The sequence below is a fragment of the Pseudomonas sp. S1_E05 genome (assembly GCF_056337105.1).
In genome coordinates this window covers 1,932,932-1,958,387 of sequence record NZ_JBFRHM010000001.1, presented here as the reverse complement: position 1 = coordinate 1,958,387, position 25,456 = coordinate 1,932,932, and the positions used below count along the sequence as shown (strand labels likewise).

Sequence of the window (25,456 nt, the reverse complement as noted above, 5' to 3'; positions counted from 1 at the left end):
CACGATACTCTGGCTCGGGGGGAGAGGTGTCGTCTTGAGCACTATTCTCGCGGCCGGCGACGACATTGGATTCAACACAGGTCTCCCTGGCAACGGAATTCCCAGCGATCAAACCTGTTGCAGCAAGAAAAGCGATGGCGAGGCTAAAGTCGGAAGTCTTCATCATATTCACCCTACGTGGTCAGTTGGCTACGTCATGAACATTCCGGACATCCGATGCGCTATTCATGCTGTAGAGCGTTTAACTGGATAATGTGGTGTACCGGAATGAGTTCAATAGTAAAGGACTGAGCGGTCGCGTCACTTATGCAAACGGTTTCTTCAGCGGTATCTAGGTATGAATTATTCACACTTAAGTATGAGTGGCTGGAAGTAAGGTTGGGTGAGCGATTTCTTGGGTGGATTGAATATAAAAAGATTATGTGCAGGAACCTATACATATGTATGTTGAAACAAGTTTTGGCGGGTGACAGTCTTCAATCAGGTGGGGGCTTGTCAAATAGCTCCCAATGCATTGAAGGTTGAGTTAATTGTTAATCACACCAATAATTTCGATCGTTGATGACGACGACACCGTCCGTATTTCTTTGGACAGCTTGGTCAGGTCAATGGGCTACAGCGCGCGGACGTATGCCTGTGCGGAAGATTACCTGGCGGACAGCGCGAATGATCTGACGGCTTGTCTTATCTCGGATATCCGCATGCCCGGCATGAGTGGGTTTCAATTGTTTCAAGCCTTGCAGGCCAGGGGGCACTGTTTCCCAGTGATCTTCATCACCGCCTGCCAGCGTGAGTCTTCCGAACAGAAGGCCCAGGAACTGGGAGCTGCAGGGTATTTCCGGAAACCGTTCAGCGGTCATCAATTGATGTCCCGGGTGCAGGCCGTTCTCAGCGCCAGGTCGGACGGTTAGCGCCGCGTCCGGAAGGCGGTTCGGCCGACTATTGTTAGAAGTAATAGTGATCATCACCAAACGCAAGTTCCACTTTGTGAGCATTGATCGGAAAATGGCCCTCATCGAGAGCAGATCATGAAGTTGCACAGATACATCGGCGAATACCGTTATGGCGCAGCTTTCGAACTGATCAACCAAACTTTTTTTCAGGATGAGACCGATGCGTCGTTTATTTTTTTCTGCCATCGCGGTGGCCTCGCTCGCCGGTTGCGCTTCGGCGCCGAATGACCCGACCCTGACCCTGCAAACCAGCAAGACCCCGGCCGAATACTCCGACTGCGTTGTACCCAGGTTGCAGGGCGATGCGATGAACCCGACGGTCTCGCAGACCCAGCGCAGCTACCGGATCGTGGTACCGAGCAAAATCTCGGCCGACAACGTGGTGGAGGCCTACAAGGCTGGCAGTGGCGGCAAGGTCTTCATCTACGAACGACACTTGCTGGCATCGAACTTCTTGCCCTCGAGTTTTGGCCGCGTTGCCCAGGATTGCATCTGACTCCCGCTGTAAACGATTTGCCCTGAGCTCCTTTGGTTGGCCGCAACCAACCAATTCCTTTGCCCCACGCCTGATCGGATGTGGGGTTTTTTTTGCCTGTTGGTAGGAGCCAGTTTGTCGAGGCGTCCAATCGCGAGCAAGCTCGTTCCCACAAGCGAAACGACAACGCCCCCGACCGCAAGGCCGGGGGCGTTGTTGTCAAATCTGCGGATCAGTAGTCCCAGAACGCTGCAATCCAGCGGAACGCGTTGCCATCCACGGCCACTCGGCCCACGGAAGGAAACGGCAGGTGGGTAGCCACGAACAGCTCACCGCTTGCAGCGGCTTCCTGCATCAGGCGCACCCGCACGCGCACCGACTCTTCGGGGTCATGTTCGAAGCCGTTGTGCCAATCCGGGTGCTCGAAGGCAACAGGGAACAGCGCGTCACCGGCAAAGGTCAGCTTCTCGCCGCCGGAGTTCACATAGACCACGCAGTGCCCCGGAGTATGACCGCCTGTGAGTTTGGCCACTACGCCCGGTGCCACCTCATGCTCGTCATCGAATGTGCGCACGTTGCTGCGGTAATCGTTAATGAACTGATTGGCGGTCGCGCGAAGCACATCGGGCACCGGAGACGGCATGTCGGTGTGCTCGAAATCGGGTGATTCCCAGAACGCCACCTCAGTCGCGGTCACGTGGATGCGTACATCCGGACGCAGGCTGTTCTTCACCTCGTCGACCAACAGTCCGCCAATATGGTCCATGTGCATGTGGGTGATGATGATGTCGGTCACGGAAGCGAGGTCGATACCGGCGTTTTCCAGACGTTTGGGGAATTGGCCGGCCCTTGGAAAGCCGGGAAATTGTCCGCCCAGTCCGGCGTCCACCAAAATGGTCTGTTCACCGGTGCGGATCACGAGCACGTTCAATGCCCAGTCGAATGCGTCGGGTCCCACGTAGATGCTCTTGAACCAGGCTGCACGAGTGGCGGGGTCGACATTGGTGGACATGGTCGAAGTCGGCAGCGGCAGCACGCCATCGCTGACTACCAGCACGTCGATCTCGCCGACACGCAGGGCGTAGCGAGACGGCACCAACTCTTCGAATCCGGCGGTGCCGGGGTTGAACGCGCTGGTAGGTTCGATGGCTTGTGGGTGGGTATCCAGATGCAAGGTCATGGTCAGTCTCCGATGGTAGTGGATAATTTCAGATGAAATTTTCCTCTGCCCCACGGCTGTTCAGTAGTGACCAGTAAAAGTTGATTAAACTTTCACAGTGCAACTATTGGACGCCGCAAGTTCAGTCTATTTATTCAAGGCAGCAGCGGTTTGCTGTGAATTCATAGTATTGGCGCAGGGGCCAGGGTGCAGTTCTACCTCGGTTCAGAAAAACCATACGTCAGTGGCATTGGCCTATACGAAGGTTTGGTTTGGTGTTGCGAGGGCGCTCAGCGTGGCTGATGGAGGGCGGTTTCTATGCAGCTCAGAAGTTTAGTGGTTTCACAGGGTTTGGGCAGGTAGGCAATCAGCGTCGGCGAATCGGAGATCGTCGAAGGCAGGGCTTCAGGGTAAGCCGTGATGAAGATCGTGGGGATGTGATAACCCATGGCGAGCAGTTTCTGGTGCAACTCAAGGCCGCTCATGCCGGGCATCTGTATGTCGGAAATCAGGCATTGGGTATGCGCCGGATCGTTTGTTTCGAGAAATGCCAGGGCGCTGCAGTAAGTCTTTATCTTGTAGCCGATGGAGCGCAGCAAGTTTTCAAGTCCAAGCCGAACCGAATCGTCATCATCAACGATTGCAACGATTTGCAGATCTTGGGTCATCAGGTGTGCTCATGAAGTGTTCTATCGTGCGTACAACATACGCGAAGTGCGAGGGGGTAAAAGTATACCTACGTATGATCGGCTAAAACCAAAGCGTCGTTGTTCTGCTGGAAAGCACTGTGGAATCATTCGTTTTTTGTTGATGAGTTTTGCCCATTCAACAGCTACTCTGAATGACGGCATTTAAAACGCAGGCGGCAAAAAAATCAAAAGCATAAAAACGATGTGCTCCAGTCAATAACGTTTCTGTTGTTCCTGCCCCGATGGATGACCACATGCAGATACTCTGGAACGATGGTGAGCGTACGTTCGGTCGAGCGTCGGGCTCAGGGGGCAAAACGGCCGTCCTTTACTGATTGCACGACCGACTGCCGAGCAACCGCCACCGGCGTGCCTTGGCCGTTTCGCTCACGAGTTCGCCCTCAAGGACGAGCTGGATAGCACCTGGGCCCTGCGTCCACTGGAAATGGTCCGGGAAAATGGGCAGGTGTACCTGCTGCTGGAGGATCCGGGCGGCACGCCGTTGCTCCAATTGCTGAATGCGCCCATGGACACCGCGACTTTTCTGCACCTGTCGATCAGCATCGCCCAGGCGCTGGGCAAGCTGCACCAGCGCGGCCTGGTGCACAAAGACATCAAACCCTCGCATATCCTGGTGAACTGCGCCGATGGCCGCGCTCGGCTGACGGGCTTTGGCCTGGCTTCGTGGCTGCCCCGTGAACGCCATGCCGTGGAGACTATCGCAGGCACATTGGCCTACATGGCGCCTGAGCAGACCGGGCGGATGAATCGTTCGATCGACCTGCGCAGCGACCTTTATTCCTTTGGTGTCACTCTCTATGAAATGCTCACGGGTGCGCTGCCATTCATGGCCTCGGATCCGATCGAGTGGGTGCACTGCCACATCGCAAAAAAACCACAGTCACCGGCCGAGCGGGTCAGGTCCATACCCGAAGTGTTGTCCGCGATCGTCATGAAACTCCTGGCCAAGACTGCCGAGGAACGCTACCAGACCGCCGCCAGTATCGAGCAGGACTTGCGGGAATGTTTGGCGCAATGGCAATCCCAAGGCCGAATCGATGCCTTTGCATTGGGTGAGCAGGGCTCGTCCGACCGGTTGATGATTCCCGAGAAACTCTACGGTCGCGAGCTGGAAGTGAGCGCCCTGATCGCCGCGTTTGACCGGACCATCGCCAGCGGTTCCCCGGAGCTGATGCTGGTTACCGGTTATTCCGGGATTGGCAAATCGTCGGTGGTCAATGAGCTGCACAAGGCGCTGGTGCCTCCGCGCGGATTGTTTGCGGCGGGCAAGTTTGATCAATATCGCCGGGATGTTCCTTACGCGACACTGGTTCAGGCATTCCAAAGCCTGGTGCGCACATTGCTGGGCAAGAACGACACCGAGCTGGCGCAATGGCGCGATGCATTGCAGGGCGCGCTGGATGCCGAAGCAGGGTTGATGACTGACCTGATCCCGGAACTGAAGCTCATCATCGGTGACCCGCCGCCCGTGCAGGCCCTGGAACCACAGCAGACGCAACGCCGTTTCCTGCTGGTGTTCCGGCGATTCATCGGCGTGTTCGCCAGGGCTGAGCATCCGCTCGCGCTGTTTCTGGATGATTTGCAGTGGATCGATGCGGCAACGCTTGATCTGCTGGAAGATTTGTTGACCAGTTCCGACGTGCAGCACCTGTTGCTGGTGGGCGCTTACCGCAGCAACGAGGTCAACGACAGCCATCCCCTGACGGGCAAGCTGCACGCCATTCGCAATGGCGGCGGGCGCATCGACGAAATCACCCTGGTACCGCTGGCCAAAAAGCACATTGAGCGATTGATTGCCGATGCGCTGCACGACGAACCGGCGCATATCGAACCCCTGGCACAACTGGTGCTGGAAAAAACCGCCGGTAACCCGTTTTTCGTCATCCAGTTTTTGCACGCGCTCGCCGACGAAAAACTACTGACCTTCGACCATCAACAAAAACAGTGGTGCTGGAGCCCGGACCGCATCCATGCCATGGGGTACACCGACAACATCGTCGACCTGATGGTCGGCAAGCTCACACGCCTGCCTGCGCAGACCCAGCACGCGCTGCAGCAACTGGCGTGCCTTGGCAACGTGGCCGGGACGGCGGCGCTGTCCACCGTGCTGGGCATGAGCAAGGCCCAGGTTCGCGCGGTGTTCTGGGACGCAATTCGCCAGGAACTGGTGCATCGCCTGGAAGGCGCCTATGGCTTTGCTCATGACCGCATTCACGAAGCGGCTTATTCGTTGATCGCCAAAGACGAGCGCGCCGAGGCGCATCTGCGCATCGGTCGGCTGCTGGCGGCGCAAACGTCCCCCCAGGAACTTGAGGAGGCGATCTTCGAGATCGCCGGCCAGCTCAACAGAGGGGCTGCCTTACTCACCGACCCAGCGGAGCGCGAGCAACTGGCCGCTTTCAACCTGATGGCGGGCCAGCGTGCCAAGGCGTCCACGGCTTACGCCTCGGCGCACAACTATTTGACCATGGGCGCGCAACTGTTGGGGGAGGACTGCTGGAGTCGTCTGCATGATTTGAGCTTTGCACTGGAGTTGAACCGTGCCGAATGCGAAGTGCTGACCGGGCAGTTCACGGTTGCGCAAAAGCGTCTGGACGCGCTTTTACCGCGGGCGAGCACAACGGTTGAACGCGCCAGTGTCGTGTGCCTGCAAATGGATGATTACCTGCTCATGGACCGCAGCGATGGTGCAGTTGCGGCCTGTCTGGACTACCTGCGGTACGTGGGTATCGAATGGTCGGCGCATCCCGGCGATGATGAAGTCCGTCAGGAGTACGACCACATCTGGTCGTTGCTTGGGGAGCGCGAGATCGAGTCGCTGATCGACCTGCCACTGATGGAAGATGCGGCGTCGCTGATGACCGTCAATGCATTGGGCAAGCTGTTCCCGCCCGCGCTCCAGACGAATGCGAACCTGGCGTGCCTGTCTATTTGCAAAGCCATCAGCCTGTGCCTGGAAGGCGGCAACTGCGACGCCGCGAGCCTGCACTATGCCAACGCGTTCAGGGTTTTCGGCCGGCGCTTTGGCGATCATAAGGCCGGGTTCCGCTTCGGTCAGTTGGGTTGCGCACTGGTCGAGCAACGCGGCCTGAAGCGTTTTGAGGCCAGTACCTATCTCTGTTTCTCGATTTTCGCGGTGCGCTGGATGAAACCGGTCAGTGAATGCCGGGACCTGGTGCGGCGTGCGTTTGTGGCGGCCAACCGGATCGGTGACCTGCCGTATGGCGCTTACGCTGGCAATAGCCTCATTTCCGACTCGCTGTTTGCCGGCGATCCTTTACCCGAAGTCCGGGTCGAAGCCAAACGTGGCCTGAGTTTCGCGCGTAAGGTTCGCTTCGGGCTCGTGATCAATTTCATGAGCACGCAACTGGCGCTGATTCGCATGCTGCAAGGGGCATCGCCTGTTTTTGGCTCCCTCGACAATAACAAGTTCGACGAGGCGAGCATCGAGGCTCACTTCGCCAGCCACCCCGACCTGGCCCTGGCGGAGAGCAAATACTGGATACGCAAACTCCAGGCTCGCTACATGGCCGACGATTTGCCGATGGCCATGCAGGCCACCGTCAAGGCGAAGCCGTTGCTGTGGACTTCGTACCTGTTTTTCGAAGAGGCCGAGTTTTACTTCTTCGACGCATTGACCCGCGCTCGCTGGTGCGACGCCTTGCAGATCGGCGAGCGTTCGCAGCACCTCGACGCCATGGCGACCGCGTTACAGAAGTTGCGGACCTGGGCGCAGCAATGCCCGGAAAACTTCGCCAGCCGCGCCGCGTTGGTCGAGGCCGAAATCGCGAGGGTGGAAGGGCGCATGATGGAAGCCGAATTGCTGTTCGAACAGGCCATCCACTCGGCACAAAGAAGCGGCTTCGTGCACATCGAAGCGCTCGCCAACGAGCTGGCGGCGCGTTTCTATGCGGCCCGAGGGCTGGGCAAAGTCGCCAACGTCTACATGCAGGATGCCCGCTATGGCTACCTGCGCTGGGGCGCTGACGGCAAGGTGCGCCAGTTGGAGGCGCGATACCCCTCGTTACGCACCGAAACCCAGGCCCTCGCGCCAACCGTGACCATGGCGGCGCCCGTCGAACATCTTGACCTGGCCACGGTGATCAAGGTGTCCCAGGCGGTATCGAGTGAAATCGTTCTGGAAAAACTCATCGACGTGATCATGCGCACAGCCATCGAGCAGGCCGGCGCCGAGCGTGGTGTGCTGGTTCTTTCGGACGCGGGCGAGCATCGCATTGCCGCGCAAGTGATCACTGGCGCGGATTCGATGCAGTTGGGCGACGAGCCGATGACCCCGAAGCTGTTGCCCGAATCGTTGCTTTACCATGTCCTGCGCACCGGCGAGAGCGTTTCGATGGACGATGCCATGACCGAGCCGTCGTTCGCCGATGACCCCTACATTCGCCAGCGTCATGCGCGCTCGATCCTTTGCTTGCCGTTGATGAACCAGGCGAAGCTGACCGGTGCGCTCTACCTGGAAAACAACCTGGCCGCTCGGGTGTTCAGCCCGGCGCGGATTGCCGTGCTGAAACTGGTGGCCTCCCAGGCCGCCATTTCCCTGGAAAACGCACGCCTGTACCGGGAGGTGGCCGAGCGCGAAGGCAAGATCCGCCGTCTGGTGGATGCCAATATCATCGGCATCCTGGTGTGGAACGCCAACGGCGACATCGTCGAAGCCAACGATGCCTTCCTGCGCATGGTTCGCTTTGAACGCGCAGATCTCACTTCGGGGCTGCTGCGCTGGCGCGACCTGACGACACCGCCGTTTCGCGAGATGAGCGAGCGTCACCTGGCCGAGGCGATGCGCACCGGCTATGCACAGCCTTATGAGAAAGAGTACTTCACCAAGGACGGCGGACGTCTGCCGGTGATTGTCGGCCTGGCGATGTTCGAGGCCAACAGCAAGGAAGGGGTGGCCTTCGTGCTGGATCTGACCGAGCGCAAGCAGGCGGAAGAAAAGATTCGTGAAAGCGAGCGGCGCTATCGCGAAGTGCAAACTGAACTGGCCCACGCCAACCGCGTGGCGACCATGGGGCATCTGGTGGCCTCGATTGCACACGAGGTCAACCAACCCATTGCCGCCGCCATTCTCAATGCCGATGCGGCTTTGCGCTGGATGAGCCTGCAACCGCCGCAAATCGATGAAGTGCGCAACGTACTGGGCAGCCTGATCCTCGATGCCAATCGTGCTGCCGATGTACTGGGGCGAATTCGCCAGCATATTCGTAAGACACCTCCCGAAAAGGGCCCAGTGGACATCACCGCGGCGATCGGTGAAATGATCGAACTGAGCCGAAGCCAGGTCACCAAGAATGGTGCGTCGCTGCTGACCGAGATCAACGAGCAGCTGCCCCGGATCGTGGGGGATCGTGTCGAGCTGCAACAGGTGCTGCTCAACCTGATCATGAACGCCCTTGAAGCCATGAACGGCGTGGCAGAAGGGGAGCGCCAACTGCACATCAGTGCGCAGCTCGACGAGGCCGGTTGCGTGCGAGTCAGTGTCCGCGATTCGGGACCGGGGTTTTCCGCGGAAAATACCGAGCAGATCTTTGACTCGTTCTACACCACCAAACCCACCGGCATGGGCATGGGGCTTTCCATCTGCCGCTCTATCATCGAAGCCCACGGCGGCCGGTTGTGGGCCAGCGCCAACGCGCCCCATGGGGCTACGGTCCAATTCACGCTGCCAGTGGAACAGGGCCCAGGTAATACTTAGGTTTCAGCAGGGGTACATGAAGGGGCGTTTGAAGTAGCGGCAGGTTCAAATGAAGCCCCGCAACCCCGGCGGGGCGCTGTTGCATGACCCTCGTTACCCGTTTTCACTCATTTGTTCGTCGCAGCACTTCATTGCCTGACTACCCGCGTATTTGCAGCGGGTTCTCCGAAACTTGTGTGCTGGCCAATGTGAGATAAAGTGGTGTATTAAACTTTTTTCTCCAGTTGGGAGCTGTGCATGAGCGCCAATCCACCCAGCAATCAAGGCAGTAAAAGCCCTACGGTGTTTGTGGTGGATGATGATGCGTCCATGCGCAATGCGCTGAGCAACCTATTGCGTTCTGCGGGCATTCAAGTCGAAACCTTTGCCTCCACGGCGGAGTTCCAGGAACGTCCCAAGGACGACAGTGCCAGTTGCCTGGTTCTCGATGTCCGCCTGCAAGGGGCCAGTGGCCTGGAGTTTCAACGCCAGTTGGCCAGCAGCCATTCCAATATTCCAATCGTATTCATCACCGGGCATGGCGACATCGAAATGTCGGTCAAGGCCATGAAAGCCGGCGCGGTGGACTTCCTCGCCAAGCCGTTCCGTGAGCAGGATCTGCTGGATGCGGTGTCGGCGGCGCTGCAAGCGGATATCAAACGCCGCGAGACACAAGAGCAGTTTTCCGAACTGCACAAACACTATCAGTCGCTGACCGTACGCGAGAAGGAAGTGATGGCCCTGGCCGCCAAAGGGCTGATGAACAAGCAGATCGCCGGACAGATGAACCTCAGCGAAATCACCGTGAAGATCCACCGTGGGCATGCCATGAAAAAAATGAACGCCAAGTCGTTTGCTGATCTGGTACGCATGTCCGAGGCGCTGGGTGAACGGCTGCAGCATTGATCCCGCAAACTGCATCTTTCAAGGACGTCAACGATAACGCTGGGTCTCTGGCACCCGTTGCGCTCTCGGATTGATCGCGAGCCTGCTCGCTCCTACAGGGGGCAACGAACGTGCGCAGTTTGCGATATCCTGATTCTTTGATCGTCCACGTTAACGAGTGCTCTGAACCTTGATCGAACGTCGCCAATTCAGTGGAGGCATGAAGGGCAAGAACCTTCGCTACCTGAACGAAAACCCCGACCAGCCTGTGCAACTTTCACGGACAGGCTTCTTGCTACTTGAACATTTTTCGCTGCCGGCCTTCACACAGGCGCTCGATACTATCGTCACTGCCAACCTGCTGCGGCCCAAGCTGTTTTCCTCGCGCACCTTCGGCTTGAGTGATGGCGAGGTGGTCAGCGACCTGGGGCTGGTGATTCGCCCGGATGCGCGGATTGACGCCGCAGCCATCCACGACCTTGATTTGCTGGTCATCTGCGGTGGTTACCGTACCGAACTGAAGGCCAGTGAGGAGTTGATCAACCTGTTGCGCCAGGCCGCCGATCAAGGCATCAGCCTGGCCGGCCTGTGGAATGGCGGCTGGTTCCTGGGGGTCGCGGGCTTGCTGGACGGTTATCGTTGCGCGATCCACCCGGAACATCGGCCCGCCCTGGCGGAAATCGCCAAGGCCACGCACGTGACCAGCGAACCCTACGTGATCGATCGCGACCGGCTGACGGCGTCCAGTCCGTCGGGTGCTTTCCACATGGCGCTGGACTGGATCAAAGGCTTGTACGACAAAGCATTGGTCGAAGGTATCGAAGATATTCTGGCGTTCGAAGAGTCCCGCTACCGGCGTATCAAACCGTCTGAGAACATCTGCGTCAGCGCGCCACTGCGCGAAGTGGTGAAGTTGATGGACGCCAACCTCGAGGAACCGCTGGAACTGGAGCAACTGGCGGTCTATGCCGGACGCTCCCGGCGTCAACTGGAGCGATTGTTCAAGGAACAGTTGGGCACCACACCGCAGCGTTATTACATGGAACTGCGGATCACCGAAGCGCGGCGATTGCTGCAGCACACGGAACTGTCCCAGGTGGATGTGCTGGTGGCGTGCGGTTTTGTATCGCCGAGCCATTTCAGCAAGTGCTACAGCTCGTACTTTGGTTACCGGCCGTCCAAGGAAAAACGTATGGTCAAATGAAGTCCTTCCGAGTCGGCTCTCACAGCTGACTCACATTTTTACGCGATGTGCGTTGTCGTACGACAATATCCCGGGTTTCTGATGGCCATGGCGAACCCGCCACAGGCCCGCTTGATCACGATCAATTAAAGCTTGCAGGCATGACGAACGGTTATTTTCCTGATTGACGCCGGGTGGGGGAATCGCTATAAAAGGCGCAGTTGTACGACGACATATGATGTTACAAACCCAATAACAAAAAATCCGGGCCTCATCATGAACTCAATCCGCTTCTGCATTTCCCCAGCTTTTGCTCCCTGTGGTCCGGTCCTGACTGCTCCACCCGTGCCACCGCCCTCTGCGCTGCACCCGGCCCCTGCGCCGATCTCCTGAGTGCCCCTGTTCTAGCCTGACGCGACGCGCCTGGAGGCGTGCTGCGCGTAAGCACTGATCTCGATTGACCCCGAGAGATCATCACCCAACTCCAAAAATAAAAGTGATGCCATGAATCTGAACGAGCCTATCAATGCGCAACGTGTCGGCCAGGCGGTCGGTAAATACCGCTGGACCATCTGTGCGCTGTTGTTTTTCGCCACCACCGTCAACTACCTGGACCGCCAGGTGCTCAGCCTGCTGGCGCCGGACTTGTCCTCGCAATTTGGCTGGAGCAACACCGACTACGCCAACATCGCCTCGGTGTTCCAGTTTGTCTACGCGATTTCCATGCTGTTCGCTGGCCGTTTCGTCGACAAAATCGGCACCAAAAAGGCCTACGTCCTGGCGATCAGCATCTGGTCGACCGGCGCGATGATGCACGCCTTCTCCGTGCCGATGGGCGAGGGGATTGCGGCGGTGTGCGGTGCCTTCGGCCTGGCTGTCATTCCGGTGTCCATCGCCGGCTTCATGCTGTCACGTGCGGTGCTGGCCATTGGCGAAGCGGGTAACTTTCCCATCGCAATCAAGGCCACGGCCGAATACTTCCCGAAAAAGGAACGTTCGTTCGCCACGGGCATTTTCAACTCGGGCGCCAACGTCGGCGCTGTGCTGGCGCCGATCTGCGTGCCGCTGATTGCCAGTCTGTGGGGCTGGGAAGCAGCATTCATTGTGATCGGCATGCTTGGGTTCGTCTGGGTGACACTGTGGATTGCCTTGTACGAAAAACCGGAGAACCAGACGCGCCTGTCCGCTGAGGAACTGGCCTACATCCGCAGTGATGCACAGCCTATCACCGCCACGGAGCCGGGCGCGGCGAAGAAGAAGGTGTCGTGGTTCAAGCTGCTGACCTACCGCCAGACCTGGGCCTTTGCCTTCGGCAAGTTCATGACCGATGGCGTATGGTGGTTCTTCCTGTTCTGGCTGCCCACTTACCTGTCGGCACAATACGGCATGAAGGGCGCTGCCATCGTCTGGCCGCTGGCGGTGCTCTACAGCATGACCATGGTTGGCAGTATCGGCGGTGGCTGGTTCCCGAGCTACTTCATGGCCCGTGGCGATGCGCCGTATGACGGTCGCATGAAAGCGATGCTGGTGATTGCGTTCTTCCCACTTCTGGTTCTGCTGGCGCAGCCCTTTGGCTACATCAGCTTCTGGGTGCCGGTGTTGCTGATCGGTGTGGGGGCCTCGGCGCACCAGGCGTGGTCGTGCAACATCTTTACTACCGTTTCCGACATGTTCCCGCAGAAGACTATCGCTTCGGTCGTTGGTATCGGTGGTCTGGCCGGTGGTTTGGGCGGTGTGGTAATGACCAAGATCGGTGGTTGGGTGTTCGATTATTACAAGTCGATCAACGACATTCACACCGGCTACATGATCATGTTCGCCATCTGTGCGCTGGCCTACCTGGTCGCGTGGAGCGGAATGAAACTGCTGGTTCCGCGCCACAAGGAAATCACGGATCTCTAATGCGTCAACTGTAGGAGCGAACTCATTCGCGATGGATGACGCGGGAGATCTAAGGCCCCGCGGTGGCCCTGAGACCATCGCGACGGTTCGACGCCTCGACAAGCTTGCTCCTACAGGGACGGTTTGATCCCTGTGGGATTGCTGGTGTTTACCGACCGTGCGCCTGCGCCGCCAACTGCTCGGCGTCCACGCGCACGAATGTCGAATCGCCCACCGCCGTCAGCACATCCCCCGCATACACCTCGCAGATAACCCGGGTCTTGCGGCCGACTTCGCCCTCGACTTTCGCCTTGAGAACCAACGGTACGCCCATGGGCGTTGGCTTGATGAACTTGATGCCCAGGTTGCCGGTCACGCAGTTGATGCGCGGCAGGCTGGCGACTTGGCGGTTCTCCTGGCGATAGTGATAAGCCATCGCCGTCCAGTTGGAATGACAGTCCACCAGCATCGCGATCAGACCGCCGTAGACCAGATCCGGCCAGCCGCAGTATTTCGCCTCGGGCAAGTGCTCGGCGATGACATGCACGCCGTCGTCATGCCAGCGACTCTTGATGTGCAAACCGTGCGGGTTGCTGCCACCGCAGCCATAACAAACGCCATCTGGCGCTGCGCTGTCTTGCAGGGAGGTGTCGACGCTGGACATACCGGAAATCCTTGAAGTGAACCGAACCTGGCGGATTCTAACGCTGAACGGATCACCGTGAGCAGCGCAAAATCCGACTTCGCCGGATCACTTGTCGTTGGCTTCCGGTAGTTTGGCGATCACCTTGATCTCAAAGCGAAAACCCGCGAGCCAGGTGACACCGATGCAGGTCACCGTCGGGAACGGTGCACTGCCCCAGAACGGCGGCACGACGTTTTCCCAGATTTTTTCGAAGGTCGACTCCGGGTCAACGATGAACACGGTCACGTCGACCACGTCATCGAACGAGGCACCGGCAGCCGCCAGGATCGCGTTCAGGTTGGTGAACGCCAGACGAACCTGGTCATCCAGGTCTTCCAGAGGAGAACCGTCTTCGGTGCTGCCCACCTGGCCGGAGACGAACAGGAAACCATTGGATTGGACGGCCGGCGAATAGCGATAGCGCTCATAAAGTGCCTGGCGGCCCGCCGGAAAAACTACATTGCGTTGTGTCATTACTGCCTCCATCAAAGGGTCGGGGGTCGACTCGAATCAACCTTGGGAGAACTCTAGGGGCTTGCGCCGAGGCAATAAACGAGCAACCTTGGCGATCACTGTTTGGAAAATCCAAACAATTGAATCGATGAAAGAGGCCCACATGGACCGTTTTGATGCGATGCAGGCTTTCGTGCGAGTGGTGGAGGCGGGGAGCTTTACCAAGGCGGCCGACACCCTGCACATGAGCAAAACCACGGTGACCCAACTGATCCAGCAGCTTGAGGCGCGCCTGCGGGTCAAACTGCTCAATCGCACCACGCGCAAGGTCAACGTCACCGCCGACGGCGCGGTGTTTTACGAGCGGGCGACCAAGTTGCTGGCTGACATGGACGATGCCGAGACCAGCCTGTCGGCAGCCTCGGCCTTGCCGCGCGGGCGGTTGCGGGTTGATGTGCCGAGCCCGTTGGCCAGTACGATTCTGGTGCCGGCATTGCCTGAATTTTATGCGCGCTACCCGGACATCCAGATCGACCTGGGCGTGAGCGATCGCGTCGTCGACATGATCGATGAAAACGTCGATTGCGTGGTGCGCGGGGGTGAACTGAAGGATCTGTCGCTGATGGCCCGCAAAATTGCGGATCTGCCGCTGGGCATATTTGCCGCGCCGAGCTACCTGGCGCGGGTCGGCACACCTGCGCATCCCCTGGACATGGAAGACTCCGAGCATCGCGTCGTTGGTTTCCTGTGGGCGCGCACTGGCAAACCGGTGCCGTACGCCCTGCATAAACAGGGCGAGCGGGTGCAGGTCAAAGGTCGCTACGCCTTGGCGGTGGACGATGGCAATGCGTTTGTCGCGGCAGGGTTGGCGGGTCTGGGCATTCTCTGGTTGCCCAGGTATATGTCCGCCAGGTTCGAAGCCAGCGGTGAACTGGTGCCGCTTTTCGAGGATTGGAGCCTGGACACCATGCCGCTGTACATCGCGTATCCCGCGAACCGGCATATCAGCCTCAAGTTGCGCCTATTCATAGACTGGGTCGTTGAATTGATGGCACGGCATGCTCCGCTGACCGGCGGGCTGGGCACCTTCGATTGAGCCGCAACCGAGCTGTTTGCGCCTGCTCGGCTTGGGCTACACTGCGCCCAATACACCCAGGTTCTGGGGCGAGACATCGACCTCGTAGGGAACACGCGGAGCAATAATAGAAAATGCACGATCTTCGCCCCAATCCGCAGCTCAGCCTGGAATACTGCGCTGAACGTCCGATATTCGCGGACTTTCTCAAACAGGCGCAATTGACCCCGGATGCCACGGCGGTGGATTCCCCCTGGCGCACGATGCAGCTATCGCCAGCTGGAGTCCATCAGCCGCCATCTGGCGGGGGCGCTGGCTGAAAAAGGCGCCTCGGAATCCGACCGGGTGGTGATCGTCTCCAGCCGTTGTGCGGGGCTGGTCTACGCCATGCTTGGCGCATTACGCGGCGGCTTGGCCTTCACGGTGGCCGACGCGGCCTATCCCGCCGCGCGAGTGGGTCAGATCATCCGCACCCTCGATCCTGCTTTCGTGCTGCTTTGCGGCGACGCCTCGATTGATCTCACGCATGAAGCCACGGTCATTCGCATCCCGGAACACCCCGACGATGCGTTGCAGGCTTTCGTGAGCGATCGGCCAGACTTGCCGGAGGTCGATCCCGATCGACCCGCCTATATCACCTTCACGTCAGGCAGTACCGGCGAACCCAAAGGGGTCGTGACCCACCATGCACCGCTGGTGCATTTCATCCAATGGCACGCCCGGCTGCACGGCTTTACCCAGGACGACTGTTTTTCGCTGCTGTCAGGGCTGGGCCATGACCCCGTGTACCGAGACGTATTCACGCCGTTGTCCATAGGCGCGAAGGTGGTTTGCCCGGCCCAGTCGACGGTGATCGATCCGTTGGCGCTGGCCACCTGGATACAGGCCAACCGGATCAGCGTCATTCACCTCACGCCGCCGCTGGGCAAGCTGATTGAAACCGGCGCGAAACTGGCCGGGTTGACGTTCGACGCCCTGCGCTATTTTTTCTGGGGCGGTGATGCCCTGAGCAAAGCGCTCTACCAGCAAGTCCGCCTGATTGCGCCCGGTGCTGTCAGCGTTAATTTTTATGGCACCACGGAAACCCCGCAGGCCATGGCCTTTCATTGCATCGAACCAACGGCCAACCACGACAAAATCCCCTTGGGGCGGGGCATCGACGGCGCGCAGTTGCTGTTGGTCAACCCATCCAACCAACTGGCCGCAGAAGGCGAGGTCGGGGAAATCCTGATCCGCAGCCCATATCTGTCACTGGGTTACTGGAATGATCCGGTGCTGACCCGCGAAAAATTCGTAGTTAACCCGTTTACCGGCAATACCCAGGACATCTGTTACAAAACCGGCGACCTCGGCAGCTATCAGGTCGATGGCAGTGTCACGTTCCTGGGCCGGGGTGACAGTCAGGTGAAGATTCGCGGCCATCGCATCGAATTGAACGAGATCGAAGGGGTGCTGGCGCGCCATCCGCGTATCAAGCAATCGGTGGTGCTGGCCCACGCCGAGCAATCGACCCCGCGGCTGGTGGCCTATTGCGTGGCCACGGCAGGCGTAACCCCGCTGGAGTTGCGCGAGCACCTGGCCGGGGAGGTGCCGGACTACATGGTGCCGGCGCAGTTCGTGTTCATTGACAGCATCCCGCTGACGCCCAACGGCAAGATCGACAAGCGTGCTTTGCCAGCGATGGCGCAAACTCAGGTGACATCGCCCGCCACCACCCAGGAGTTGTCACCGCTGACGCTGGAACTGTCGCGCGCCTGGTCGGAAATACTCGAGGTCGCGCAGCTTGACGCCAACCTGTCGTTCGTCGAGCTTGGCGGGGATTCACTGTCGTTTGTCCAGGCGTCGATGGTGCTTGAAAAGTTGATCGGCCATCTGCCGGACCGTTGGGAAATGATGCCGGTGCGGGAACTGGGTGCGCTGAAACCGCAAACCCGATCTTCATGGTTTTCCCTGCGGGCCATGGAGTTGCCGGTGCTGCTGCGGGTGATTTCGATCCTGTTCATTGTGATCGGCCATTTGCATGTGTTCGCTGCCTGGCCGATCGTGGGCGAGACCAAATTGTTGTTTGTCGTCTCGGGGGTGGCACTGGCACGTTTTCAACTGCAAGCCATCCTTGAGCGCGGCAGTGTGCGTTCGTTGGGCAAATCCATAGCGGCCATTGCCGCACCGACGATTCTGTACACCATGCTGGTGCAGGTGATGTTCGACAGGGTCCACTGGCAATCTGTGCTGCTGATTTCCAACTGGTTCCCAGAGCGTGAGATCGGGGTGTTCACCTATTGGTACATTGAAGTGCTGGTGCAGATGATCGTACTGATTGGCTTGGCCTTGTCGTTCGAGCGAGTCAGGCAGTGGATCATGGCCAATCCGTTCCAGAATCTGGTCGTTGCCGCCTGTGGCCTGGCGGTGGCAGATATGGTGATCAGTGCGTTCCTGTTTGATGCCTCTGCCCTCTACAACCGGGTGCCGCAGCATCTGCTGGCGGTCGTGGTGTTGGGCATGGCCATTCATTACGCCGATTCCAGCACCCGCAAGTGGGTGGTCAGCGCAGTGGCGTTGATCATCATGGGAGGGGGAGGAGCTGCTGTACCTGTACAGGCACGGAACGCTGGTGAGGGAATACATCGACATCGCCGTGCCGGCGGTGCTCGCGCTGATCTGGATCAAGTCGATTGCCGTGCCGGGGTTGCTCTCGCGAGGGCTGGCGTTGATCGCTTCGTCAACGCTGTTCATCTACCTGACGCACTTTCAGTTCTGGTCCGTGGCCAAGCGCATTGCCGAGCAACCGATGCTGGGCGTGGTGTTGGCGGTCGTCGGAGGCGTCTGCGTGGCATATGCCTGGAACAAGGGTGTGCGGATATTGGTGTTGCTCTGGAATCGAGGGAAAAAGGGCCGCCCGGATTCAATCGAGCGAGTCGCCTGAAACACCAACCCTGTAGGAGCGAGCATGCTCGCGATGGACTCCATAACACCGCTGGCTGTCAGCCAGCCAGCGTCATCGTTGACGACCATCGCGAGCGTGCTCGCTCCTACAGGGGTTGGTGTTGGATGGATCAGCGGTTGAACCGCTCCACCAACGAGTATTGCGTCACCGCCGTCTGGGTCAGCTCCTTGCTCAAGTCCGCCGAATGCCGGGCCTGCTCGGACGTCTGGTCAGCCAGGGTGGCGATGGTGGTGATGTTGCGGCTGATTTCCTCGGCGACGGCGGTCTGCTCCTCGGTTGCGGCAGCAATCTGGGTGGTCATCTCAGTGATGTTGGCCACCGCGTCACTGATACCCACCAGGGCCTTGTCCGCTTCAAGCACCCAATTCACACCTTCTTCGGCCTGGCGATGACCGCTTTCCATGATTTTCACCGCGTTGCTGGACGAGACCTGCAACCTGGAAATCAGGTTGTGGATCTGCGCGGTTGACTCGGTGGTGCGCTGTGCCAGTTGCCGCACTTCATCGGCGACCACGGCGAAACCACGCCCCATCTCGCCGGCGCGCGCAGCCTCGATGGCGGCGTTCAGGGCCAACAGGTTGGTCTGGTCGGCGATGCCTTTGATGACGTCCACCACCATGCCGATTTCGTTGCTGTCCCTGGCCAGTTGCGCGACAGTTTCCCCGGTCTCGCCCACAACAGTCGAGAGGCGCTGGATGGCTTCGCGGGTATCGCGGGCCACCTCGCGTCCACGCCCGGTCAACACATTGGCTTGCTGGGTGGCATCCGCCGTGCGTTGGACATGGCTGGCGACTTCCTGGGTGGTCGCGGCCATCTGGTTGACCGCCGTCGACACCTGCTCGGTCTCGACCCGCTGGCGTTCCAGGCCTCGGGAGCTGTCGGTCGCCAGGCCGTCGGACCTGCCGGCCAGGCCGGTGAGTTGTTCGGCCGTGTCCTGCAAACGGGTCAGGCAGGTCTTCAGGCGCGAAGCCTGGCTGACGAAGGCGGTTTCGAGGCGTGCCTGGGGACCACGAGCGTCGCTGTACATTTTTGCGATCAACCCGTCAGACGTGGTGGCTTCGGACATTTGCAACACGTGCAGCGCGCCTTGATTGCGTCGACGCGATACCAGCACGGCGAGGGGTGCCGACACCGCGACCGCCAGGATGGCGGCCGGTACAGGGCCGAGCAGGGCGCCGCCAAGGGTACCTGTCGCGCCCATCGCCAGCAGCGGCAGCCAGTCGAGGAGGGCCGGTAGCCATTTATCGCTGCCCGGCAGCGCCGCCTTGCCTTCACTGATGCGTTTGTAGAGCACTTGCGCACGGCGTATCTGATCGGCGTCAGGTTTCACCCGTACCGATTCGTAACCGACGATTTTGCTGCCGTCGAACACCGGCGTGACATACGCATTGACCCAATAATGGTCGCCGTTGCACGAGCGATTCTTGACGATGCCCATCCAGGGCTTGCCTTGCTTGAGCGCGCTCCACATATGGGCAAAGACAGCGGGGGGCACATCGGGGTGGCGAACGATATTCTGGGGGGCACCGATCAGATCCGAGCGGTTGAAACCGCTGATCTCGACGAAGGCGTCGTTGCAATAAGTGATGTTGCCATGGGCGTCGGTTGTCGAGATGAGTTTCTGCTGAGGTCCCAGGGCAACTTCATGCTGCGTGACTGGTTGGTTGTTTCTCAATCTGTGTTGCTCCTTTTGCTGATGCAGATCCATCGGCTGTCCGAAGTGAAAGGTTAGCAAGGAGAAAGAAAAACACCTGCTGTACGTCGGAAAAACGTCAGTGATGTCGTTTTGCGATCATCTAGATGCAATCATTCGTTTAATCGATGACCACCATCAACAAACGCAAGTTCTGTTTTTGCGCCAAGGGAGGAGGATGGGCACATACCGAATTCGCCTTTGTAAGGAACCCGCGCGATGAAAATGCCTAAATGGCTGGTCCTTCTTGCTGTACTGACTGGCGGCTTAACCGCCACGGCCCAGGCCGCTGAACCTTCCTGCCATTTCCTGCCGGTTACCGACAGCAGTGCCACGTTGCAGTCCGGGCAGTCGGTGGGTGTGCTCTACAGCGAGAATACCCTCGACACATTGGCCTACCTTGAGCAATACCATACGGTAGCGCTCAAGGGCGCGAGCAATCCGGCACTGGACTCGCGCATCAGCTCGGCTTTTGTCAGCAGTTCCGACCCGAAACGGGCCATCGACTGGTTACTCGGCTCGCTGCACAAGGAGTTTGCGTCGGTAACGGTCTACGACAACCTCGATGCACTGGTGGACGCCCACCCTGACGTGGTGGTGATGCTCGACACTTACAGTCGGTTGGTGTCCAAGGGTAACAACCAGGTAGAAGCGCGCTTCCTGGCCAAGTTCTACGATTCGAACCTGCAATATATCGGCAAGGCTGAAGGTTCACGGGCGCAGCAAATGCCATCTGTCTGGGTGCAGGGCAAGGCAGCGCCGGAGATCGCCGCGCAGATAGACCAGCAAACGGCATTGCAAGTGAACGCACTTCAGCAATTTGATGCTTCGCTCAAGGCATTGGTGACCGCCGGGAATGTCGCCCAGGTTGCGAGCAATTGATCACGTTGCAGCGTTTGCCATTGTGAAAGGGTTTGGCTAATCTCGCACAAACCCGCACGTTCAGGCATTACCATGCACGAGTCGCATTCCGTCACTGATCTGCCGCATCTTCGCCGGCAGAAAATCCTGTTGATTCTCGAGCGTGACGGCAAAGTCATGTCTGGCGAGTTGAGCCAGCATTTCGCCGTCTCCGAAGACACCATTCGCCGCGACTTGTCCGAACTGGCCACGGCAGGCCTGGTCCAGCGCGTCCATGGCGGGGCGCTGCCCAGGCCGAAAGACACGGGGAAGGACTACTTTACCCGGGTCAGTGAAACCGATGAGACCAAGACCCGGTTGGCGCAACTGGCTGCGGGCCGGGTTGAAGATGGTCAGATCGTCATGTTCGACTCCGGCAGCACCACCTTGCAGATCGCTCGTTCGTTGCGCCACGACATCACCATCACCGCCGTCACCCCATCGCCAATGACCGCGATCACCCTGGCCGAATACCCGGGCATCAAAGTGATCCTGGCCGGTGGTCAATTGAACCTGGCCACCCTGTCGGTCAGCGGTCACGAAACCGTGCGCCTGTTGCAGGGGATCAAGGCCGACCTGCTGTTCACCGGAGTCTGCGCGATCCATCCGGAGGTGGGCATCAGCTCGCTGCATTTTGACGAAACGCCAGTGAAGCAGGCGTTGATCGACAGCGCTTCACAGGTGGTCGCCGTCACCACGGCGGACAAGTTGGGGGCGGTAGAGCCCTTTGTAGTCGCCCCGTGCGATCGCATCCACACCTTGATCACCGAGCACCATGTGGCATCGGGTGATATCGACGACTATCGCAAGCTGGGCATCGAGGTGATTCAGCTCAGCACATAGTCAACCGGGACGAGCACGGGCGGCAGGGCCGTGTCGCCCAGGGCCGCCAACACGTCGCGCTCGATGTTGCGCACGATGGCCTGCGTCGGCAGGTCGTTTTCGTCGCGCCCGAATGGATCTTCCAGTTCATCGCCAATCGCGTCCAGGCCAAAGAAGGTGTAGCTGACGATGGCGGTGAACAGCGGGGTCAACCAGCCCAGCGATTCCGCCATCGCAAAGGGCAGGAGGATGCAGAACAGGTAGGTGGTGCGGTGGAGCAACAGGGTGTAGGCGAACGGCAAAGGCGTGTGCTTGATCCGCTCACACACGGCTTGGGCATGGGTCAGGCTGGTCAGGTGATTGGCCATGATCGTATAGCGCCACTCACTGATCGCCCCGGATTCGACCAGCGTCGAACATTGTTGGCCGACGTTATCCAGAATGCGGCCACTGATGTCCGGTGCGTTGCCGTCCGGCTGCGGCTCAAGCCAGCCGTTGGCGGCCTCCAGTTCGTTGCGAGCGTGCAGCCTGGCATTCAACGCATAGGTGAACCCGCAGAGGTTGCGCAGAATGGCCTGGCGTTGGGCCGGGTCCTTGATGACCTGGCTTTCGCGGATCATCGAACGGATCGCCACCGTCATATCGCCCCAGGCCTTGCGTGCTTCATACCAGCGGTCGTAACAGGCGTTGTTGCGAAAGCTCATGAAGATCGACAGCGATAGACCCAGTAGCGTGAAAGGCGTCGCGTTGACCTTGGCGAAGTAGTTCGGTTGCAGCGTTTCCACCAGCACGATGGCCGATGCCAGCAGCGTCACCATCAAGCAACGCAGGACAATCTTCTTGAAAATCGAACCCTTGAGCGATGTGAGAATGTTGATCAGGTTGGGTTTTGGGCGGACGATCATTGCGCCGCACCGAACATCGTTGTCCAGTAAATCCCCGAGTCACTTTTCGGGTCCGCCGCGTACGCTGCGCCCAGTTCCTGATACTGCGGGTTCATCAGGTTGGCGCAGTGACCGGGGCTGGCGACCCAGCCTGCGACTACGCGCGCCACGCTGTCCTGACCAGCGGCGATGTTTTCGCCCACCCATTGGCCGCTGTAGCCGGCCAGTTCTGCGCGGTCACCCGGTGTACGACCGTCGCGGTCCTTGTGATCGAAGTAATTGTTGTTGGCCATCGAGCGCGAGTGTTCTTCGGCAGCCGACGCCAGCACAGGGTTCCAGGTCAGCGGTGGTGCAGCGCCAAAGGATTGAGTGCCACATTGGCGTGGCTGACTGCGGGCGGCGTTGAGTTCGGTGAGCAGCTTCTGGCCTTCGGCCTGCGAGGTGCCCAGGCGTGCGCTCAGCAGCGGACGGGCGACCACGATGCGCCAGTTGCGGTCATCGCGGCTCACGCCGATGTCGACAAATTGCGGGTCGAGCACGATCTGGCAAAAGCTTTCCTGGATCGCCTTGAACGCTGACGCCGCATCCCGTGGCCCGGCCAGCGTGATGGCCTGCACATTCTTCATCGGGTACCCCGCGCTCACCATGGCCTGTTGCAAATTGCCGATGCTGGTGGCGGACAGCGCCAGTCGTGGGTCGCCCGCCAGCGGCGGCAACTCAGACGACACCTGGCCGGCACAACGCTGTATCTGGCTGCGGTAGTCGTTGATCGAATCGATCAGTTGTTTCTCATCGGCCGCCAGCGCCTGGGCGGCGAACAGCAGGCTCAATGACAACGTGGCAAGACGCAAAGCGGATGGCAGGACACCCATGGAAACCTCCCTTGATCGGACTTCGCACATGATGCGCGATGACACCCCGGTTTGCGCAATGCCTTTTACGCGAAATGCACTGCAGAGGGCGCCATGCTAAATGGCAATTGGCAACTACACTGAGGCCATGTCGCCCGAACGACGCTGTGTGCCGACATTGTGTTGATTGAATCCGCCTCATTTGAAAGGGTTGATCATGCGATTTTTCTCGATGGCAGCTTGCATCGCACTCACACTACTCAGCGGCCAGGTATCGGCCACTGAACAGGAACAGAAAGCTGCAGAAAACAAGGCAGAAGTACTCGAAGAGAAAGCGGCGCAGAAGGAGGGTGATCTGCCGGTGCCCAAGGCCGAAGCCATTACCACTTCCGAGGTGCAGGCGGTCGATCCGGCGGGCGTGGCACCACTGGATGACGCTATCACTTGCCTGGCTCGTTCCATTTATTGGGAGGCCAAGGGCAAATCCACAGCCGACATGGAAGCGGTCGCCAGCGTGGTGATGAATCGCCTGGGGCACGAAGGATTTCCGGACACGGTGTGCGCGGTGGTCAAACAAGGCTCGGAAAGCAAGAACTGCCAGTTTTCATGGTGGTGTGACGGGCGTCCCGACACGGTCCAGGAAGCCACGCAGTACGCCATCGCCAAGGAAATCGCGCGCAAGGCGCTGAACAAGCAACTCAACGACCGCACCCATGGCGCGATGTATTTTCACGATCGCAACGTGAAGCCTGACTGGGCAAGGAAATACATCAGGACCGCAGAGACAAAGATGTTTCTCTTCTACAAGCCCAAAGGTGGGGATGCACGATAACCCGGCGGACACCTGGCCCCTGTAGGAGCGAGCTTGCTCGCGCCCACAGGGGTTCAGGGTTCAATCGCCGTTTGGCATTTCCATACCCAGGAAAATCAACGTATTGCCATGGGCTTCCGCCGCTGCACGCTGGTTGTAGCTGTCGCGATGCGAGCAGTTGAAACCGTGTTCCGCGTCCGGATACACGATGATTTCCACGTTGTCGTTGTCGTCCAGACGCTGGGCGATCAGTTCCACATCGTCCAGGGAAATGTGGCTGTCCTTCTCGCCGAATTGCAGCAGCAACGGCACCTGGATGTCATCGGCGCGATCCAGTTGATTCTGGATCCCGCCGCCGTAGTAGGCGATGGCCACGTCCACCAGGCCGTTGGCGGCGGTGAGATACGACAGCAGTCCGCCGAAGCAGTAACCGATGGAAGCGACGCCGCCGTCATGGTTCGGCAGGGCCTTGAGGGCATCGATGGTCAGCTCGATGTCCTTTTGCGCCTTGACGATGTCGGTGGCGTTCATCAATTCGACGGCGCGAGTCCAGCCGGCCTGGTCGTAGCTCAGCTCGATACGCTTGCCTTCGCGCCAGAACAGGTCCGGTGCGAGCACCACGTAGCCGTCGGCGGCGTATTGCTCGGCGACAGAGCGAATGTGTTCGTTGACACCGAAAATTTCCTGGATCAGCACGATCCCCGGGCCTTTCAGGGTATGCGGGATCGCCAGGTAGGCGCCGAATTTACCTTCGGCGCTGTCGATCTCGATCCATTGGGTGGTCACGCTCATGGTGGCTCCTGTCTACGCAAGTGAGGTGGAACGTACAGGCTGCCACATTAACATTTCACTGCTGGTTGCGGCGCCAGAAATATCGGGCGAGCAAGGCGTCCAGGCTGAGTTTTCCGGGACCGGACAGCAAAAGCGGGAGCATGGCGGCGAGGTAGATCAGCGGCAGTTTGAAATTGCCGTGACCCTTGTTAGTGATGGCGTAACCCTGGGCAAGTTCACTCAGTGTCGACCAATCGGACGGCCAGTGGACTGCTGCGGTTGCCACCACCGTGACCACGATCAGGACGATCGCCGAGATGCGTGTCCCCAAACCAACCAGGATGGCGAGGGCGCAGATCAGTTCGGCCCACATTGACAGTTCCCAGTTCAGCGTGGCGGGCAGTTGGTCGAACGGAAACGGAAAGCGCTCCTGAATGTCGGCGAACCAGTTTTCGCCATTCCATTTTTCCAGGCCGGACTCGAAGAACTCCCAGGCGATAAACAGCCTCAAGGCGAGGGGAGCGAGCCACACGCCGGCACGGTCAAGATTGAGGTGCAGGCCTTTGACGGCTGATGAGATTGCGGTGTTCATGGACTGGATCTCCATTCAGTCAGTGATGCGGGGC

Annotated in this window: 18 protein-coding genes and 3 pseudogenes; 11 read left to right on the top strand and 10 right to left on the bottom strand. The window is 59.1% G+C overall.

The annotated features are described in order from the left end of the window. The first annotated feature begins 608 nt into the window (after positions 1-608). Positions 609-911, top strand: coding sequence for a response regulator transcription factor (locus AB4N33_RS08895; protein WP_460126725.1), 303 nt, complete (start codon positions 609-611; stop codon positions 909-911). Positions 912-1,113: 202 nt separating this feature from the next. Continuing rightward, the gene (locus AB4N33_RS08890; RefSeq protein WP_476457029.1) at positions 1,114-1,449 is read left to right on the top strand and encodes a hypothetical protein; all 336 of its coding nucleotides are present in this window, start codon (positions 1,114-1,116) and stop codon (positions 1,447-1,449) included. A 211-nt stretch (positions 1,450-1,660) separates the two neighbouring features. On the opposite strand, the gene AB4N33_RS08885 is transcribed toward AB4N33_RS08890, so the two are convergent. Both AB4N33_RS08885 and AB4N33_RS08880 read right to left on the bottom strand, forming a co-directional pair. Next, a complete protein-coding gene (locus AB4N33_RS08885) occupies positions 1,661-2,608 on the bottom strand; it encodes an MBL fold metallo-hydrolase (protein WP_460125750.1) in 948 nt (315 codons plus the stop codon). Positions 2,609-2,877: 269 nt separating this feature from the next. Next, complete coding sequence (locus AB4N33_RS08880; protein WP_460125748.1) at positions 2,878-3,255, bottom strand: response regulator transcription factor; 378 nt, start codon at positions 3,253-3,255, stop codon at positions 2,878-2,880. A gap of 275 nt (positions 3,256-3,530) precedes the next feature. Here AB4N33_RS08880 and AB4N33_RS08875 point away from each other — a divergent pair. The 4 genes and pseudogenes from AB4N33_RS08875 to AB4N33_RS08860 all read left to right on the top strand — a co-directional run bounded on the left by AB4N33_RS08875 (position 3,531) and on the right by AB4N33_RS08860 (position 12,962). Further along, a pseudogene (locus AB4N33_RS08875) lies at positions 3,531-9,013 on the top strand (trifunctional serine/threonine-protein kinase/ATP-binding protein/sensor histidine kinase). A 237-nt stretch (positions 9,014-9,250) separates the two neighbouring features. Next, complete coding sequence (locus AB4N33_RS08870; protein ID WP_460125744.1) at positions 9,251-9,898, top strand: response regulator transcription factor; 648 nt, start codon at positions 9,251-9,253, stop codon at positions 9,896-9,898. A 169-nt stretch (positions 9,899-10,067) separates the two neighbouring features. Then, on the top strand, positions 10,068-11,081 hold the full coding sequence (locus tag AB4N33_RS08865) for a GlxA family transcriptional regulator (protein ID WP_476457028.1): 1,014 nt from the start codon (positions 10,068-10,070) through the stop codon (positions 11,079-11,081). A gap of 483 nt (positions 11,082-11,564) precedes the next feature. Beyond that, on the top strand, positions 11,565-12,962 hold the full coding sequence (locus tag AB4N33_RS08860) for an MFS transporter (RefSeq protein ID WP_476457027.1): 1,398 nt from the start codon (positions 11,565-11,567) through the stop codon (positions 12,960-12,962). 148 nt (positions 12,963-13,110) lie between these two features. Here the strand turns inward: AB4N33_RS08860 and AB4N33_RS08855 are convergent, their stop codons facing one another. Continuing rightward, the gene (locus AB4N33_RS08855; protein WP_476457026.1) at positions 13,111-13,605 is read right to left on the bottom strand and encodes a PaaI family thioesterase; all 495 of its coding nucleotides are present in this window, start codon (positions 13,603-13,605) and stop codon (positions 13,111-13,113) included. 87 nt (positions 13,606-13,692) lie between these two features. Continuing rightward, on the bottom strand, positions 13,693-14,100 hold the full coding sequence (locus AB4N33_RS08850; protein ID WP_460125737.1) for a RidA family protein: 408 nt from the start codon (positions 14,098-14,100) through the stop codon (positions 13,693-13,695). 142 nt (positions 14,101-14,242) lie between these two features. Between AB4N33_RS08850 and AB4N33_RS08845 the strand changes: the two genes are divergently transcribed. Both AB4N33_RS08845 and AB4N33_RS08840 read left to right on the top strand, forming a co-directional pair. Beyond that, a complete protein-coding gene (locus AB4N33_RS08845) occupies positions 14,243-15,175 on the top strand; it encodes a LysR family transcriptional regulator (RefSeq protein WP_476457025.1) in 933 nt (310 codons plus the stop codon). A 113-nt stretch (positions 15,176-15,288) separates the two neighbouring features. Then, a pseudogene (locus AB4N33_RS08840) lies at positions 15,289-18,077 on the top strand (amino acid adenylation domain-containing protein). Between the two features lie 130 nt (positions 18,078-18,207). On the opposite strand, the gene AB4N33_RS08835 reads toward AB4N33_RS08840, so the two are convergent. Together AB4N33_RS08835 and AB4N33_RS08830 are read right to left on the bottom strand one after the other, a co-directional pair. Continuing rightward, complete coding sequence (locus AB4N33_RS08835; RefSeq protein WP_460155229.1) at positions 18,208-19,299, bottom strand: methyl-accepting chemotaxis protein; 1,092 nt, start codon at positions 19,297-19,299, stop codon at positions 18,208-18,210. 207 nt (positions 19,300-19,506) lie between these two features. Continuing rightward, positions 19,507-19,806 (bottom strand): annotated as a pseudogene (locus tag AB4N33_RS08830) (PAS domain-containing protein); the annotation flags it as partial. A 204-nt stretch (positions 19,807-20,010) separates the two neighbouring features. On the opposite strand from AB4N33_RS08830, the gene AB4N33_RS08825 reads away from it, so the two are divergent. After that, positions 20,011-20,673 carry an ATPase gene (locus AB4N33_RS08825; protein ID WP_476457024.1) on the top strand — a complete coding sequence of 221 codons (663 nt, stop codon included), beginning with the start codon at positions 20,011-20,013 and terminating at the stop codon, positions 20,671-20,673. Positions 20,674-20,745: 72 nt separating this feature from the next. Continuing rightward, a complete protein-coding gene (locus AB4N33_RS08820; RefSeq protein WP_460125730.1) occupies positions 20,746-21,534 on the top strand; it encodes a DeoR/GlpR family DNA-binding transcription regulator in 789 nt (262 codons plus the stop codon). On the opposite strand, the gene AB4N33_RS08815 is transcribed toward AB4N33_RS08820, so the two are convergent. After that, a complete protein-coding gene (locus AB4N33_RS08815) occupies positions 21,519-22,418 on the bottom strand; it encodes a bestrophin family protein (RefSeq protein ID WP_476457023.1) in 900 nt (299 codons plus the stop codon). The two genes, AB4N33_RS08820 and AB4N33_RS08815, sit on opposite strands and share 16 nt — an antisense overlap. Beyond that, positions 22,415-23,269, bottom strand: coding sequence for a CAP domain-containing protein (locus AB4N33_RS08810; protein ID WP_460141935.1), 855 nt, complete (start codon positions 23,267-23,269; stop codon positions 22,415-22,417). Before AB4N33_RS08810 ends, AB4N33_RS08815 begins: the two co-directional genes overlap by 4 nt. 196 nt (positions 23,270-23,465) lie before the next feature. Here AB4N33_RS08810 and AB4N33_RS08805 point away from each other — a divergent pair, with 196 nt between their 5' ends. After that, positions 23,466-24,080: a cell wall hydrolase gene (locus AB4N33_RS08805; protein ID WP_476457022.1), complete on the top strand. Its 615-nt coding sequence runs from the start codon at positions 23,466-23,468 to the stop codon at positions 24,078-24,080. Between the two features lie 60 nt (positions 24,081-24,140). Here AB4N33_RS08805 and AB4N33_RS08800 read toward each other — a convergent pair whose 3' ends face one another. Beyond that, entirely contained in the window at positions 24,141-24,851 is a 711-nt protein-coding gene (locus AB4N33_RS08800) for a dienelactone hydrolase family protein (protein ID WP_476457021.1), read from the bottom strand. 55 nt (positions 24,852-24,906) lie between these two features. Further along, a complete protein-coding gene (locus tag AB4N33_RS08795; protein WP_476457020.1) occupies positions 24,907-25,422 on the bottom strand; it encodes an HvfX family Cu-binding RiPP maturation protein in 516 nt (171 codons plus the stop codon). Positions 25,423-25,456 lie beyond the last annotated feature (34 nt).